16 protein-coding genes are annotated in these 16,233 nt (G+C 43.7%); 10 read left to right on the forward strand and 6 right to left on the reverse strand.

Going from position 1 to position 16,233, the window contains the following annotated elements; translation table 11 throughout:
* The first annotated feature begins 402 nt into the window (after positions 1-402).
* Together nagE and glnS are read left to right on the forward strand one after the other, a co-directional pair.
* Positions 403-1,896 (forward strand): N-acetylglucosamine-specific PTS transporter subunit IIBC, encoded by a 1,494-nt coding sequence (gene nagE / locus R7Z47_RS16925; protein ID WP_104975952.1) that lies wholly within the window; start codon positions 403-405, stop codon positions 1,894-1,896.
* 276 nt (positions 1,897-2,172) lie between these two features.
* Positions 2,173-3,843, forward strand: coding sequence for a glutamine--tRNA ligase (gene glnS / locus R7Z47_RS16930; RefSeq protein WP_115385807.1), 1,671 nt, complete (start codon positions 2,173-2,175; stop codon positions 3,841-3,843).
* A 223-nt stretch (positions 3,844-4,066) separates the two neighbouring features.
* Here glnS and fcrX read toward each other — a convergent pair whose 3' ends face one another.
* Positions 4,067-4,516 carry a ferric iron uptake transcriptional regulator FcrX gene (gene fcrX / locus R7Z47_RS16935; protein WP_005382141.1) on the reverse strand — a complete coding sequence of 150 codons (450 nt, stop codon included), beginning with the start codon at positions 4,514-4,516 and terminating at the stop codon, positions 4,067-4,069.
* 200 nt (positions 4,517-4,716) lie between these two features.
* Here fcrX and R7Z47_RS16940 point away from each other — a divergent pair, with 200 nt between their 5' ends.
* Positions 4,717-5,220, forward strand: a complete 504-nt coding sequence (locus R7Z47_RS16940) for a DUF4442 domain-containing protein (protein WP_005382144.1) — start codon at positions 4,717-4,719, stop codon at positions 5,218-5,220.
* 52 nt (positions 5,221-5,272) lie between these two features.
* Here the strand turns inward: R7Z47_RS16940 and fldA are convergent, their stop codons facing one another.
* From fldA to R7Z47_RS16955, 3 genes are all read right to left on the reverse strand, one after another.
* On the reverse strand, positions 5,273-5,806 hold the full coding sequence (fldA, locus tag R7Z47_RS16945) for a flavodoxin FldA (protein ID WP_005382146.1): 534 nt from the start codon (positions 5,804-5,806) through the stop codon (positions 5,273-5,275).
* 48 nt (positions 5,807-5,854) lie between these two features.
* Positions 5,855-6,076 carry a DUF2788 domain-containing protein gene (locus R7Z47_RS16950; RefSeq protein WP_005393038.1) on the reverse strand — a complete coding sequence of 74 codons (222 nt, stop codon included), beginning with the start codon at positions 6,074-6,076 and terminating at the stop codon, positions 5,855-5,857.
* Positions 6,077-6,188: 112 nt separating this feature from the next.
* Positions 6,189-6,956: an alpha/beta fold hydrolase gene (locus tag R7Z47_RS16955; protein ID WP_017819953.1), complete on the reverse strand. Its 768-nt coding sequence runs from the start codon at positions 6,954-6,956 to the stop codon at positions 6,189-6,191.
* Positions 6,957-7,048: 92 nt separating this feature from the next.
* Between R7Z47_RS16955 and seqA the strand changes: the two genes are divergently transcribed.
* Positions 7,049-7,591, forward strand: coding sequence for a replication initiation negative regulator SeqA (seqA, locus tag R7Z47_RS16960; RefSeq protein ID WP_005382149.1), 543 nt, complete (start codon positions 7,049-7,051; stop codon positions 7,589-7,591).
* 92 nt (positions 7,592-7,683) lie between these two features.
* Positions 7,684-9,330 carry a phosphoglucomutase (alpha-D-glucose-1,6-bisphosphate-dependent) gene (gene pgm, locus R7Z47_RS16965; RefSeq protein ID WP_262606970.1) on the forward strand — a complete coding sequence of 549 codons (1,647 nt, stop codon included), beginning with the start codon at positions 7,684-7,686 and terminating at the stop codon, positions 9,328-9,330.
* Positions 9,331-9,391: 61 nt separating this feature from the next.
* On the opposite strand, the gene R7Z47_RS16970 is transcribed toward pgm, so the two are convergent.
* Positions 9,392-10,165 (reverse strand): DUF1853 family protein, encoded by a 774-nt coding sequence (locus R7Z47_RS16970; RefSeq protein ID WP_213868288.1) that lies wholly within the window; start codon positions 10,163-10,165, stop codon positions 9,392-9,394.
* A gap of 232 nt (positions 10,166-10,397) precedes the next feature.
* Here R7Z47_RS16970 and R7Z47_RS16975 point away from each other — a divergent pair, with 232 nt between their 5' ends.
* On the forward strand, positions 10,398-11,156 hold the full coding sequence (locus tag R7Z47_RS16975) for a Nif3-like dinuclear metal center hexameric protein (protein ID WP_182016631.1): 759 nt from the start codon (positions 10,398-10,400) through the stop codon (positions 11,154-11,156).
* Between the two features lie 92 nt (positions 11,157-11,248).
* Here R7Z47_RS16975 and R7Z47_RS16980 read toward each other — a convergent pair whose 3' ends face one another.
* Positions 11,249-12,538 carry a citrate synthase gene (locus R7Z47_RS16980; protein WP_005382163.1) on the reverse strand — a complete coding sequence of 430 codons (1,290 nt, stop codon included), beginning with the start codon at positions 12,536-12,538 and terminating at the stop codon, positions 11,249-11,251.
* A gap of 396 nt (positions 12,539-12,934) precedes the next feature.
* Between R7Z47_RS16980 and sdhC the strand changes: the two genes are divergently transcribed.
* From sdhC to R7Z47_RS17000, 4 genes are read left to right on the forward strand one after another with little or no spacing between them, the layout of a single operon-like run.
* Positions 12,935-13,327: a succinate dehydrogenase cytochrome b556 subunit gene (sdhC, locus tag R7Z47_RS16985; RefSeq protein ID WP_017634811.1), complete on the forward strand. Its 393-nt coding sequence runs from the start codon at positions 12,935-12,937 to the stop codon at positions 13,325-13,327.
* Complete coding sequence (sdhD, locus tag R7Z47_RS16990) at positions 13,321-13,665, forward strand: succinate dehydrogenase, hydrophobic membrane anchor protein (RefSeq protein ID WP_005382169.1); 345 nt, start codon at positions 13,321-13,323, stop codon at positions 13,663-13,665. The genes sdhC and sdhD overlap by 7 nt, the downstream gene beginning before the upstream one ends.
* A complete protein-coding gene (gene sdhA, locus R7Z47_RS16995) occupies positions 13,666-15,432 on the forward strand; it encodes a succinate dehydrogenase flavoprotein subunit (RefSeq protein WP_005382172.1) in 1,767 nt (588 codons plus the stop codon).
* 15 nt (positions 15,433-15,447) lie between these two features.
* Entirely contained in the window at positions 15,448-16,158 is a 711-nt protein-coding gene (locus tag R7Z47_RS17000; protein WP_005382174.1) for a succinate dehydrogenase iron-sulfur subunit, read from the forward strand.
* Positions 16,159-16,233: the final 75 nt, after the last annotated feature.

A 16,233-nucleotide genomic window follows, 5' to 3' on the forward strand; every position in this document is an offset into this window, starting at 1 on the left:
ATCACTGAATTAGATAACGAGTCACATACAGCAAGTCGCGTTTTATCGATGTTATTGTCATAGTAACTAACTGAAAAGTAATAATTGTATGGTTTTTTATGATTCTTTTTCAGAGCAAAGTTACAGTGATTTACCCGCCTAGATACCAAAATAACACTGATTCTGCCTTGCATAAAGTGCGAGAATATTATCTTTAAAACGCCATTTTTTCGTATAATAAAATAAGTTTTATGATCTCGCTAGCAAAAACCTTCCGAAAGGGCAAATTGTGGTGATTATGATCACAAACGGTGAGCTTTTAATTTGCGGAGCAAAATTAATATCATAAACTTAGGATGACTAAATTGGACGGCTGAAATAAGTTATTCAACATAACATCTAATCCTATAGGGGGAACTTAAGGTGAACATTCTCGGATACTTCCAGAAGGTGGGTAAGGCGCTTATGGTGCCGGTTGCCACACTTCCTGCAGCAGCAATACTCATGGGTATTGGCTACTGGATCGACCCAAATGGCTGGGGCGCAAACAGTGCACTTGCTGCATTTCTTATTAAAGCTGGTGCAGCGATCATTGACAACATGTCAGTATTGTTCGCTGTTGGTGTTGCTTACGGAATGTCTAAAGACAAAGATGGCGCCGCTGCACTTTCAGGTTTCGTGGGCTTCTTAGTTGTCACAACGCTTTTGGCCCCTGGTGCAGTATCACAGATTCAAGGCATTGACCCAAGTGAAGTACCTGCTGCATTTGGTAAAATCAATAACCAGTTCGTCGGTATCTTGGTTGGTATTGTTTCTGCTGAGTTGTACAACCGTTTTTCTCACGTAGAGCTGCACAAAGCACTGGCGTTTTTCTCTGGCAAGCGTCTTGTACCGATCCTAACGTCTTTTGCTGGTATCGTTATTGCGTTCATCCTGATGTACGTTTGGCCATCAGTTTACGGCGGTCTGGTCAGTTTTGGTGAAAGCATTCAAGGTATGGGTGAAGCAGGTGCAGGTGTTTACGCATTCTTCAACCGACTTCTAATTCCTGTTGGTCTGCACCATGCACTAAACTCAGTGTTCTGGTTTGATGTTGCTGGTATTAATGACATTCCAAACTTCCTTGGCGGTGCGAAATCATTAGCTGAAGGCACGGCAACGGTAGGTGTTACGGGGATGTACCAAGCGGGCTTCTTCCCAATCATGATGTTTGGTTTACCAGGTGCTGCTCTAGCGATGTACCATACTGCGAAATCAAAGAATAAAGAGAAAGTGGCATCTATCATGATTGCAGCTGCGTTTGCTTCATTCTTTACAGGTGTAACAGAACCACTTGAATTTGCATTCATGTTCCTTGCTCCAGGACTGTACGTTCTTCACGCAGCGCTGACTGGTCTATCAGTTTATATCGCGGCATCAATGCAGTGGATTGCAGGTTTCGGTTTCTCTGCTGGTCTAGTCGACTTAGTATTGTCAACTCGTAACCCGCTAGCGGTAAACTGGTACATGCTCATTGTACAAGGCCTTGGTTTCTTTGCGGTTTACTACTTCGTGTTCCGTACCGTGATTGTTAAGTTTGGCCTTAAAACACCGGGACGTGAAGATGATGAAGAATCTTCATCTAACGTGGCTGGCTCAAGCAACTCTTCTGAGCTCGCTCGTCAGTACTTGAAAGCACTTGGCGGTCATGACAACCTAAGTTCTATCGATGCCTGTATTACTCGTTTGCGCCTTTCTGTGAAAGATATGAGCGTTATCAATGAGAAAACTCTGAAAGATCTTGGAGCTATGGGAGTTGTGAAGCTAGGTACAAACAACCTACAAGTTATCCTTGGTCCTCTAGCAGAGATTGTTGCTGGTGAGATGAAGAATGTATCTAAAGATGAAGATTTAAGTGGTGTTCAGCTACCAGCTTAACTGTTTAATAGTGGTGTGATTGTTTGTTATTGGTATTGCAAACAATTGATACTACAACATCGCAAAAGGCCTCCGCAGGAGGCCTTTTTTCGTTTAGGCCCTTTGAATCTGCTTTGCTTTCACGCTAACTCGATAAATATTGTCGTTTTAGAGCGAGTTCTTGTTGTCTAATTGCTTAGAATTGTGGATCATTAGGAACAATGTACTCTGTGAAACCATACTTGGAAACAGGGTTCCGTTTTCTCTGACAATACTAATATTTTTGAGGTGCTATAGATGAGTGAAGCTGATGCTCGTCCATCAAACTTTATTCGCCAGATCATTGATAAAGATCTAGCGGATGGTAAACACACTAGCGTGCATACTCGATTCCCGCCGGAGCCAAATGGCTACCTGCATATCGGTCATGCTAAGTCTATCTGTTTGAACTTCGGTATTGCTCAGGACTACCAGGGTCAATGTAATCTGCGTTTCGACGATACAAACCCTGAAAAAGAAGACATCGAATACGTTGAGTCTATCAAGAAAGATGTAAACTGGTTGGGCTTTGAGTGGAGTGGTGAAGTATGTTACTCATCAAACTACTTCGATAAGCTTTACGAATATGCAATTGAATTGATTAACAAAGGCTTAGCGTATGTAGATGAGCTAAGTCCAGAGCAAATTCGTGAATACCGCGGCACACTAAAGGCGCCAGGTAAACCAAGTCCATACCGTGACCGTCCTGTTGAAGAGAACTTGGCGTTGTTTGAAAAAATGCGCGCTGGTGAATTTGAAGAAGGTAAAGCGTGTCTTCGTGCTAAAATCGACATGGGTTCTTCATTCATGGTCATGCGCGATCCAGTTTTATACCGTGTGCGTTTTGCTACGCACCACCAAACTGGTGATAAGTGGTGCATTTACCCAATGTACGACTTTACGCACTGTATTTCTGATGCATTAGAAGGCATTACGCACTCTATTTGTACGCTTGAATTCATGGATAACCGTCGTCTGTACGATTGGGTTCTAGACAACATCACGATCGAAAGCCGTCCACATCAATACGAGTTCAGTCGTTTAAACCTTGAATACACAGTGATGTCTAAGCGTAAGCTTAACCAGCTAGTTACTGAAAAACTGGTTAATGGTTGGGATGATCCACGTATGCCGACTGTCTCAGGTCTGCGTCGTCGTGGCTTCACACCTGCATCTATTCGTGAGTTTTGTAAGCGTATTGGTGTAACGAAGCAAGAAAATATGATCGAGTTTAGTTCATTAGAATCTTGTATTCGTGATGACCTAAACGAGAACGCTCCGCGTGCAATGGCTGTACTGGATCCTGTTAAAGTTGTTATCGAAAACTTTGAAGCAGGCGCAGTAGAAAACTTGACAGTTGCCAACCACCCAAATAAACCTGAAATGGGCGTGCGTGAAGTGCCATTCACGCGTGAATTGTGGATTGAGCGTGAAGACTTCCGTGAAGAAGCGAACAAAAAGTACAAGCGTTTAGTGCTAGGTAAAGAAGTTCGTTTACGTGGTGCTTACGTGATCAAAGCTGAGCGCGTTGAAAAAGATGCCGAAGGCAACATCACAACGATCTTCTGTTCTTACGATGCAGATACGCTAGGTAAAAACCCAGCAGATGGTCGTAAAGTGAAAGGCGTTATTCATTGGGTGTCAGCTGATAAAGCTCTTCCAGCGGAAATTCGTCTGTACGATCGTTTATTTACGGTGCCAAACCCAGGCGCAGCGGAAGATTTTGCTTCTACTATCAACCCTGAATCATTAGTTGTGATCAATGGCTTCGTCGAGCCTAGCCTAGCTTCTGCAGAAGCAGAAAAAGGTTACCAGTTTGAACGTATGGGTTACTTCTGTGCAGACTCGAAAGACTCTTCAGCAGATAATCTAGTATTCAACCGCACGGTTGGTCTACGTGATACCTGGGCAAAAATTGAGAATCAATAATCTCAATTAATGCTGAGAACGATGAAAAAATGCCAGCAAACGCTGGCATTTTTTATACCTAATCCCACAGAGTGCTATATAGATGTGCAAAACTGTGGAGAAAAAAGATGGGTGTTTAGTAGCTTTTGTTCTGTAACCAAAGTACTGACGTCTAAGGTACTGACTTCTAGAAACAAAAAAACGCCAGCATGTGCTGACGTTTACTTTTTAAATTAACAAACCCTTATTTTTTCGGTTTGTGTGCATCTGGATTGTCTTTACAACCACCATCGCTACACTTGCCGTACAAGTATAAGCTGTGGTTTGTTAGTGTGACATTGTACTTAGCTGCAATCTCTTTTTGACGTTCTTCAATAAGATCGTCAGAAAATTCAATTACCTCACCACAGTCTAGGCACACTAGGTGGTCGTGGTGATGTTGAGTCGATAATTCGAAGACTGACTTTCCACCTTCAAAGTGGTGACGAGTTACAATACCAGCATCGTCGAACTGGTTTAGAACTCGGTAAACAGTTGCTAGGCCAATTTCTTCACCTAGATCAATCAACTTTTTGTACAAATCTTCAGCACTGATGTGCTGGCAGTCTGGCTGCTGAAGTACTTCTAGAATTTTTAGCCTCGGAAGGGTTACTTTTAAACCCGCATCCTTCAGCGCCTGATTATTATCTGACATATACTTTCCCGTTGGATCATCTGCAGCGATTTAACAGAATTCAATCTTCCTACCATTATAGGATAAGCGTTCGGAACATTAAACCACGAACTTCAAAGGGTTAATAGAATCTTTTTGTAAATTAGAAACAGGTCTATTATATTACAGCTCTGACCCGTTACAATTATGTAACATTAAGCTTGGAGAGGGCATGGATAGCGATGAATAGGCGACTAGCGAAGATATACAAACCAGGAATTGTAAAGTTCGCACTCAATATTTGGCCTCCTTTTTGGGGGGCGGGTATTAAAATCTTACATATTTCTCAAGACTTCCGTACTGTAAAGGTACGTTTAAAGCTTCGCTGGTGGAATAAAAATGCCAATCGCACCCAATATGGCGGCAGTATTTTCTCTTTAACTGATCCTATTTACTCGTTGATGCTGATGGGGATTCTACGAGAGGAATATTATGTGTGGGATAAAGAGGCAAGCATTAACTTTATTAAGCCGGGGCAAAGTGATTTGTTTGCAGAATTTGAGGTCACTGAAGGGATGCTGGAAAACATTTATCAAATGACACGGAATGGAGAAAAGTGTTTTCCTGAGTTTATTACTCATGTAAAAGATAAACAGGGGAATGTGGTTTCAGAGGTTCAACGCAAGCTTTATGTAAGAAAGAAACCTCAGTATCGCGAAGAGGAAGTACTTACCGATGCTGTGTGACAATACATACAAAAAGACCTCCAAGTGGAGGTCTTTGCATCATTCAATTTGATTAGCCTTCTAGCTCAGCTAAACACATCTCTTCATAGATCTGTTTAACCCAGCTTTCAACACGCTCGTCAGTCAATTCTGGTTGGCGGTCTTCATCAATACATAGACCTACGAATTGGCTTTCGTCACCTTCAACAAGTGCTTTAGACGCTTCAAATTCGTAGCCTTCTGTCGAGGTATGGCCAAGAATTGTGCCGCCTTTAGATTCAACGATATCACGGACTGTGCCCATCGCGTCACAGAAGTATTCTGCGTAGTCTTCTTGGTCGCCACAGCCAAAGATAGCCACTAGCTTAGTAGAGAAGTCGATTTGCTCAAGCTCAGGGAAGAAGTCATCCCAATCACATTGTGCTTCGCCGTAGTACCAAGTTGGGATACCTAGAAGAAGAAGATCGAAGTTATCAATGTCTTCTTTGCTGCTTTTCGCGATGTCTTGAACGTGAACTAGATGTTTACCTAGTTGCTTTTGAATCATCTTTGCAACGGCTTCAGTATTACCTGTGTCGCTACCGAAGAAGATACCTACACTTGCCATAGAGTCTATACCTTTACATTGTTTGTTATTGGCGATGCTACTAAGGGTTTAACCTAACCCTGAGCCTTCCCAAGTTAGCTGAATTACACCTTTTGCAATAAAGCCAGCACAGCCTAGGAAAAGGACTAACCACACAATACGACGACCAAAAACAGGTACATTGCCTTGCTTTAGCACATCTTTTATCGCCATCCCGATGAAAAAAAAGATAGCAGCAAAAAGAAGATCGAGCCCAATAGACTCGAGCATATCCATATAGTCGTAAAGCATTTTAGCCCTTCATGCCGAAAAATCTTGGGCGCACTATACCACTGTTAAACGGTAAAGTTAATGCACTACAAGAAGGGTTATTTCAATAATCTAGTGTTGCTTTTCGAATTTGTTAACTCGAAATGTATTTTCGAATGACTCTCATTACTTCTGTCGGTTTCTCGGCGTGTAACCAGTGACCAGTGCCAGCGATAATGTGTGCTTTAGCATGGTTAAATTGTCGCTTCACTGCCGGCTGATGTTCTGGCATTAAGTAGTCAGAGTCGCCGCCTTTGATAAATAAAGTTGGGATATCTGTTGGTGTGATTTCTTGCCAGCCAATAATTTGGTCATAATTCTCAAAAAGGCTCGGTACGTTAAACCGCCAATCCATCTTATCGCCATTTTTGTACAGTGATTTAGAGAGAAATTGTCTTACACCATCGAGTTCAATATGTTGAGCTAGGATATCCATGGCTTGCTGTCGATTTGCTGGTTTTTCATTAATAACAGCATGTAAGCCGTTAAAAACATTATCGTGACGGTTCGTAGTGTAGGCTACAGGCGCCATGTCGAGAACGACTAACTGCTTGACTACATTTGGAGCAATGTCCACAAGAGCCATCGCGACTTTTCCGCCCATGGAGTGACCAATAACAATAGATGGCTCAACGTTTAAGTGCTGAAGGAGCTGAGCCACATCTTTTGCCATATCGGTATAGTTATGGACTTCGGAGTGGAAAGAGAGGCCGTGATTTCTCAGATCAATACTGATCACCGTGTGATCTTTAATAAGATCGCGGGCGAGTAGACCCAGATTACTTAAACTACCAAACAATCCGTGAATCAAAACAACTGTTTGGCCTTGGCCTTCCTGCTTATAGTTGAGTAATGCTGACATTTTATCTTATTCGTGATGGGTTTAACGTGGAGTATCCGCGTGGATCTCGTTATAATCCCCCAGAGTTTAAACATTGAGAATGTGAAAAGCGAATGAAAACAATTGAGGTTGATGAGGATCTATACCGTTATATAGCTAGTCAAACTAAGCATATCGGTGAAAGCGCCTCGGATATTTTGCGACGCCTTTTAAACCTTGATGGTCAGTTGCAGGAAGCTAAAGCCGCACCTGTAGTAGAGAAGCCACAAGGGATTGTAGTAAGTAAAGATGCGGGTAAAACGGAATCTGTTGATGTAGTGAAAGAAATGCGTTCGCTGCTTATTTCTGATGAGTTTGCCGGTCTAAAAAAAGCGATTGATCGCTTTATGTTGGTATTATCGACCTTACATAAATTGAATCCAGAAGGTTTCGCCCAGGCTACGAATGTAAAAGGACGCAAACGCGTGTACTTTGCAGATAATGAAGAAACCTTGCTAGCAAACGGTAATACGACCAAGCCAAAAGCCATTCCTGGCACACCGTTTTGGGTTATCACGAATAACAATACAAGTCGTAAAAGACAGATGGTTGAACAAGTGATGGCACACATGGGGTTCCAACCTGACTTAATAGAAAAAGTAACAGGTTCAATCTAAGAAACCTGATAGAAGCCTCATAATGCGTCGCAGTGAGCGGATATTATGAGGCTTTTTTAATTTTATTTGTATTTAAAGAAAGGATGTCAAACATGGCTATGCACCCTCGTGCTGGGCAAAAAGCGCAGCAGGAAGATCTTCACAATATCCCAGCACTCGTTGCTAACTACTTCTTACTTCAACCAGACGCGGCAAACGCAGAACACAAAGTTCAATTTGGTACTTCTGGCCACCGCGGTACTGCAGACAAGCACACTTTTAACGAAAACCACATTTTAGCGATCGCTCAAGCGGTAGCAGAAGTTCGTGCTGAGCAAGGCACAATTGGCCCGTTGTTTGTGGGTAAAGACACGCATGCGCTATCTGAGCCTGCTTTCTCAAGTGTGATTGAAGTACTGATTGCAAACGGTGTGAAAGTGATTGTCCAACAAGACAACGGTTACACGCCAACACCGGGTATTTCACACGCGATTCTGACTTACAACATCAAACACGATGAAAAAGCAGACGGTATCGTTATTACCCCATCACATAACCCACCACAAGACGGCGGTATCAAATACAATCCGACACATGGTGGTCCTGCAGAAGCTGAGTTGACTCAAGCTATCGAAGATCGTGCGAACGAATTGATTGCTGAAGGTTTACAAGGTGTTAAACGCCTACCACTAGCAGAAGCAAAAGCATCGGATCTGTTTGTAGAGATGGACTTGGTGAAGCCATACATTGATGACCTGGTGAACGTTATCGATATGGAAGCAATCCAAAAAGCGAACCTGAAGATTGGTGTAGATCCATTGGGTGGCAGCGGTATTGATTACTGGCGTCAAATTGGTCAGGCATACAACCTAGACCTAACGCTAGTAAGTGAATCGATCGATCCTTCTTTCCAATTCATGTCGCTAGATAAAGACGGCGTTGTGCGTATGGACTGTTCTTCTCCTTACGCAATGGCGGGTCTATTGGCACTGAAAGACGAATACGATTTAGCATTTGGTAACGATCCTGACTACGACCGTCACGGTATCGTTACGCCAAAAGGTTTGATGAACCCGAACCACTTCTTAGCCGTTTGTATTGACTACTTGTACCGTCATCGTGACGAGTGGGGTAAAGATGTCGCTGTTGGTAAAACACTAGTTTCAAGTGCGCTGATTGACCGTGTTGTGGCGGATCTAGGTCATGAGCTATGTGAAGTGCCTGTTGGTTTCAAATGGTTTGTAGACGGTCTGTACACTGGTAAGTTTGGTTTCGGCGGCGAAGAAAGTGCTGGTGCGTCTTTCCTTCGTAAAGATGGCACGCCTTGGTCAACAGACAAAGATGGCATCTTGCTATGCCTTCTAGCAGCAGAGATCACTGCGGTAACGGGTAAGAACCCTCAAGATTACTATGAAGAGCTAGCGGCGAAGCACGGTGAGTCGAAGTACAACCGTATTCAAGCTGTAGCAAATGGCCCACAAAAAGACGTATTGAAGAAGTTGTCACCAGAAATGGTTGCGGCTGAAACTCTAGCAGGTGATGCGATCACTGCTCGTCTAACGCATGCACCAGGCAATGGTGCTGCGATTGGTGGCCTTAAAGTAACGACAGCTAACGGTTGGTTCGCTGCTCGTCCATCAGGCACAGAGGACATCTACAAGATTTACTGTGAAAGCTTCAAAGGTGAAGAACATCTGAAACAAATCGAAGCTGAAGCACAAGAGATCGTTAATCAAGTGTTTGCAGCCGCTGGTTTGTAAAACATCCAATGGTCAATGTATCTAGCAAAGGGTTGATGTGAAAACATCAACCCTTTCATGTTTAAGTGCCCCGAACCGCTTTATCTCCGGGCCATGAATCTGGTACCACAAACCAGAATTGACCGTCTTCCGTTTGTGCGTGTATGAATCGATCTAAAGGCTTTTCAATAGGTTGAGAGAAATCGTCTGTACCGATCGCCCAGCATGGTTTATGTAAATGATAAAGTGGTTTACCAATTAAATCCCATTGACTTTGATAGCACCAGTAACCACTAATCTGACTTGGATTTAATTCATAACCCAAGCACTCCTTAGGAGTTGGCTCTGGAGTAAACGGATTAATATAGAGTCGTCCTTGCATCATTAGGCACTCTTCTGGAGAGTCGTTTAAAGGAATTATTTTTTGAAATTCCGGGCGATCGCTCATTTTCAGCTGATGCGTGAGCATTCTATCCAATTTTGCATGTAACTGGTCGTGAGCATTCGGGCCATACCAAATGCCGTTGTAAAGAAGATAAAACTTAATCGCCACTTCCCAATGTTCTATCTGATTTGATTCTGTATTCCTCAACACCAAATCGACAGCACCAATGGTCTTACCTTCAGCGTCGTTTAACTGAATTTCTTCGGCAATAATCTGATATCGTTCTGAATTAGAAAGAGCCGCAGTGCATAGGTGCTGATATAAAAAACCCAGTCTCGGATTACCATTGTATTGTTCTGAGCTATTCAAAGGTTTGACCGAGACATCTTCTAAGGTTGCAAACGGAGGGCGTAACTTGAAAAGCGGAGGTGAAGTGGCGATCCATTGGTAAAAGCGTTGCAGTTGGTTCATCCGTATCCCTAAATTTATGGTGAGGCGACAAGCTTTGTTATTGTAACTAAATTTGCTTTTGAGGGTAGGGTGGCTAGCATCGATATTAGGGTTCGAGATACACTTTAAAGACCTAAATGATATCAAGGTGCCAGATGTCAAAACGTTGTTGTATCAACTAGGTTGCATACTCTCGGTCTGATTTCATCGAGAGGTTATTTAGGTTTACATGCGCTAGAAATTGGAAGTAATAATGAATAACTTAAAGCTAGAACAGATTCTTAATGACAAACTGTCACCGCAGTTAATTAAAGATTACGCACCAAACGGGCTACAGGTAGAAGGGACGCCAGCCGTAAAGCGTATTATCACTGGCGTAACTGCCTCTCAAGCCTTAATCGATAAAGCGATTGAGCTTAATGCAGACGCATTGCTTGTTCATCATGGCTATTTTTGGAAAGGTGAGCCTGAGCCAATTCGTGGTATGAAAGGTAAACGAATTCGTAGTCTGATCAAAAACGATATCAACTTATATGGTTATCACCTTCCTCTGGATATTCACCCAGAGCTAGGCAACAACGCAGAATTAGCTCGCTTACTTGAAATCGAAGTAGAAGGTGGACTTGAAGGACATCCTCAATCAGTAGCCATGTTTGGACGCTTGAAAAAACCGATGTCTGGTGCTGAGTTTGCGAGCAAGATCAATCAAGTTCTTGATAGAGAGCCTCTGCATATCGCTCCAGAGAATACCGATAAGATGATTGAGACAGTCGGCTGGTGCACTGGTGGAGGGCAGGATTTCATTGAACTTGCTGTACAGCACGGGCTGGATGCATTTATCTCTGGAGAAATTTCAGAGCGCACCACTTATACCGCTCGTGAAATGGACATTCATTACTATGCTGCAGGTCATCATGCTACTGAGCGTTATGGTGTTCAGGCTTTAGGCAAATGGCTAGCGGATGAATATGGCCTACATGTGGAGTTTATCGATATTGATAATCCGGTTTAGCGTTCTCCATTAATAACGTTAAACGCAAAAAAGAAAAAAGGGTTGAGACGAAAATCTCAACCCTTTTGTTTTTCTATCTTCGTACTAAAAGATCATTCACGTTCGTGAAGTGGAGAAAACTCACGTTGTGTTTCGCCAGTGTATAGCTGACGAGGACGACCGATGCGGTTCAGTGGATCGCTGTGCATTTCGTTCCAGTGAGCAATCCAGCCGATGGTACGAGAAATCGCGAAGATAACCGTAAACATAGAAACTGGAATACCAATCGCTTTAAGAATGATACCTGAGTAGAAGTCTACGTTCGGGTACAGCTTCTTAGACACGAAGTACTCATCAGAAAGCGCAATGCGCTCAAGTTCCATTGCAACGTCTAGCAGAGGATCTTGAATGTTTAGCTCTTTGAGAACTTCATGACACGTTTCGCGCATTACTGTCGCACGTGGGTCGTAGTTCTTGTAAACGCGGTGACCAAAGCCCATTAAGCGGAATGGGTCATCTTTGTCTTTCGCGCGGTCTACATATTCAGGGATGTTATCGACGCTGCCAATCTCTTCTAGCATTCTCAAGCAGGCTTCGTTTGCGCCACCGTGAGCAGGCCCCCAAAGGGATGCAATACCAGCGGCAATACATGCAAATGGGTTCGCACCAGAAGAGCCAGCTAGGCGAACAGTTGATGTCGACGCATTCTGTTCGTGATCCGCGTGTAGAGTGAAAATCTTATCCATCGCACGGGCAACCACAGGATTTACTTCATACTCTTCGCAAGGGTTTGCGAACATCATATGCAAGAAGTTCTCTGCGTAGCTAAGGTCGTTACGAGGGTAAATAAATGGCTGACCGATAGAGTATTTGTAACACATCGCCGCCAGTGTTGGCATTTTTGACAGCAGACGGTACGCTGCAATTTCGCGGTGTTCGTCGTTGTTAATGTCAAGAGAGTCGTGATAGAAGGCTGCAAGTGCTCCAACTACACCACACATTACCGCCATTGGATGAGCATCGCGTCGGAAGCCATGGAAAAAGCTTGCGATTTGCTCGTGTACCATTGTGTGACGAGTAACGGTCGTTTTGAATTGCTCGTATTGTTCTCGGGTAGGGGCTTCACCATAAAGAAGGATGTAACATACTTCTAAGTAATCTGCGTTATTGGCTAATTGATCAATCGGGAAACCGCGGTGCAAAAGAATACCTTTGCCGCCATCGATGTACGTGATTGATGATTCACAAGATGCAGTGGCAAGAAAACCTGGGTCAAAAGTAAAGTAACCATTGGCTCCCAGCTTACGAACGTCAATTACAGGTGTACCTAGCGTACCGTCCATAATTGGCAGTTCGATTGGCGCTTGACCTTCAACATGAAGGGTCGCTTTCTTATCCGCCATAACAATCTCCTTTGTTTATTATTTAATCCGTCCAGGATGTTTATGTGCCATTTTTGTACTGTTGTTAAAGCTTAAAGTCAATTTTTCTCCATCTTTGTGTGCACTTGTTATGATTTTTCTCATGAAAATCGTTAAAAATCTGTTCTATGTAGCATAATTTGTTACACCAATTGTATTAGAATGTTGCTCGCCGTATATTGGCAAAGAAAATTTTAGTTAAATCCTTATAAATTCGGGGCTAGAAACAAAGAGTGAGGTTTGTTGCTGGATTCCGTTTGTTAACAACTTGTTTACAATTATCTGAGTGGTTACTCGCGATATTTGTTAAACAGATGTTAACTTTTGTACGTTTGGAAGCTGAAATTGGTTATAACAATAAATGCTCAATGGAGCTGAGTGAGCAAGCCCGTGAAAGAAAGAAAGTCAAGACCTGTTAATTTAGATTTACAGACCATCCACTTTCCTATCACAGCAATCGCATCCATCCTACACCGTGTGTCTGGGGTAATTACGTTTGTTGCGGTGGGTATATTACTGTGGTTACTATCCATTTCTCTGTCATCCCCAATGGGTTTTATGGAAGCCGCTGACATCGTCGATAGCTTCTTCGTAAAATTCATCCTGTGGGGAATTCTTACTGCACTTGCCTACCACATCGCAGGTGGTATCCGTCACTTATTGATGGATCTAGGTCACTTTGAAGAACTAGATTCAGGCACGATGAGCGCTAAAGTCGCGTTTGGTGCAACAGCAGTATTATCATTATTGGCGGGGATCTTGGTATGGTAAAACACGTATCTTCATTTGGTCGTAATGGTGTACACGATTTCCTACTAATTCGTGCAACTGCAATCATTATGACGCTATACACGATTTATCTGATTAGCTTCTGTGCATTTTCAGATATCTCTTACGCATCTTGGACCCAATTCTTTGGTGGTACCTTCACTAAAGTATTCACCATGTTGGCACTTGTCTCGATCCTGATTCACGCTTGGGTTGGTTTGTGGCAAGTATTAACTGATTACATTAAGTGCGCGAAACTACGTGGCGCACTACAACTTGGTGTTATTGCCGTGCTATTCGGCTATGTCTTCTCTGGTCTATTTATTCTGTGGGGTGCGTAAGTGTCTATTCCAGTTCGTGAGTTTGATGCCGTAGTAATCGGCGCTGGTGGTGCAGGTATGCGCGCTGCACTACAAATTTCAGAGCAAGGCCTATCATGTGCTTTGTTGTCAAAAGTATTTCCAACACGTTCTCATACTGTGTCTGCACAGGGCGGCATTACCGTTGCTCTGGGTAACTCGCACAAAGACGATTGGCAATGGCACATGTACGATACCGTTAAAGGTTCCGACTACATCGGTGACCAGAACGCGATTGAATACATGTGTAAAAATGGTCCTGAGTCAGTTATCGAGCTTGAAAAAATGGGTCTTCCATTCTCTCGTTTTGATAACGGTACCATATACCAACGTCCATTCGGTGGCCAATCTAAAGAGTTTGGTGGTGAGCAGGCTGCTCGTACAGCCGCTGCTGCAGACCGTACTGGTCACGCACTTCTTCACACGCTTTACCAGCAAAACGTAAAACACAAAACAACCATCTTCTCGGAGTGGTACGCTTTGGATCTTGTGAAAAACCAAGACGGCGCAATCATGGGTTGTACTGCGATTTGTATGGAAACGGGTGAAATCTGTTACTTCAAATCGAAAGCAACCATTCTAGCTACAGGTGGTGCAGGTCGTATTTACGCATCGACCACTAACGCGCACATCAACACGGGTGATGGCGTTGGTATGGCACTTCGCGCAGGCGTTCCAATGCAAGACATGGAAATGTGGCAGTTCCACCCAACAGGTATTGCTGGCGCGGGTGTTCTAGTGACGGAAGGTTGTCGTGGTGAAGGTGGTTACCTTCTAAATAAAGATGGTGAACGCTTCATGGAGCGCTACGCACCAAACGCGAAAGATCTTGCTGGTCGTGACGTGGTTGCTCGTTCAATGATGATTGAAATTCGTGAAGGCCGCGGCTGTGATGGTCCTTGGGGTCCACATATCAAGTTGAAACTTGATCACCTTGGTAAAGAAGTACTCGAATCACGTCTACCAGGTATCTGTGAACTGTCTCGTACATTTGCACACGTTGACCCAGTGAAAGAGCCAATTCCAGTAATTCCAACTTGTCACTACATGATGGGTGGTGTACCTACTCAAGTCTCTGGCCAAGCAATTAAGCAGAAGGCCGACGGTAGCGAGATGGAAGTACAAGGCCTTTACGCATGTGGTGAGATTGCTTCTGTATCGGTACACGGTGCTAACCGTCTGGGCGGCAACTCATTACTAGACTTGGTCGTATTTGGTCGTGCTACTGGCTTGCACCTTGGCGAAACGCTAGCAGCGCAAGCAGAAGCTCGTCCTGCAACAGAATCTGATATTGAAGCGTCTCTAGCGCGTACTATGCGTTGGGAAAACAGCACTGGTGGTGAAGATCCAGTTCAGATTCGTAAAGACCTACAAGCATGCATGCAAAACAGCTTCTCGGTATTCCGTGAAGGCGATGCGATGGCAACCGGTCTAGAAGAGTTGAAAGTGATTCGCGAACGTTTGAAAGATGCGCATCTAGCGGACAAGTCTTCAGAGTTCAACACGCAGCGTATTGAGTGTCTAGAACTTGATAACCTGATGGAAACCGCGTTTTCAACTGCCGTTGCAGCAAACTACCGTACAGAGAGTCGTGGCGCACATGCTCGTTTCGATTTCCCTGAGCGTGATGATGAGAACTGGCTATGCCACTCTATCTACAATCCGGAAACAGAAGCGATGACTAAGCGTGATGTGAACATGACGCCAACGCATCGTGAAGCTTTCCCGCCGAAAGTACGTACATACTAAAGGGAGGATACGACTATGAAATTAAACTTCTCTTTATACCGTTACAATCCGGATGTGGATACCAAGCCTTACATGAAAGAGTATACCCTTGAGGTAGACGAAGGCTCAGACATGATGGTGCTTGATGCATTGATTCTGCTAAAAGAGCAAGATCCAAGCATCGCGTTCCGTCGCTCATGCCGTGAAGGGGTATGTGGTTCTGATGGTTTGAATATGAATGGTAAAAACGGCCTAGCGTGTATCACACCGTTATCTGCTCTACAAGGCGATAAGATAGTTATTCGTCCACTACCAGGGTTACCTGTCGTGCGCGATCTTATCGTTGACATGACGCAGTTCTATGATAACTATGCGAAAGTTAAACCATTCTTGATTGATGATGGTGCATTACCACCATCACGTGAGAACCTACAATCGCCTGATGATCGTGCGCATTTAGATGGATTGTACGAATGTATCATGTGTGCATGTTGTACAACGTCTTGCCCATCATTCTGGTGGAACCCTGATAAATTCATCGGCCCAGCTGGTCTTCTCGCAGCGTACCGTTGGCTAATTGATAGCCGCGATACGGCAACAGATGAACGTTTGTCTGATCTTGATGATGCATTTAGCGTTTTTCGTTGCCATGGCATCATGAATTGTGTAAGTGTTTGTCCTAAGGGATTAAATCCGACGAAAGCCATCGGTCACATTAAGTCGATGTTGGTTAATCGTTCGGTTTAATTTACTCGCTCTTAGGAATGTCGCAGTGTTGCGGATCACCCGATATGACCGCTTCACTGCTTCAGTAATATTCGA

The organism is Vibrio sp. 1641 (genome assembly GCF_033339995.1).
Taxonomy (GTDB): Bacteria; Pseudomonadota; Gammaproteobacteria; order Enterobacterales; family Vibrionaceae; genus Vibrio; species Vibrio alginolyticus.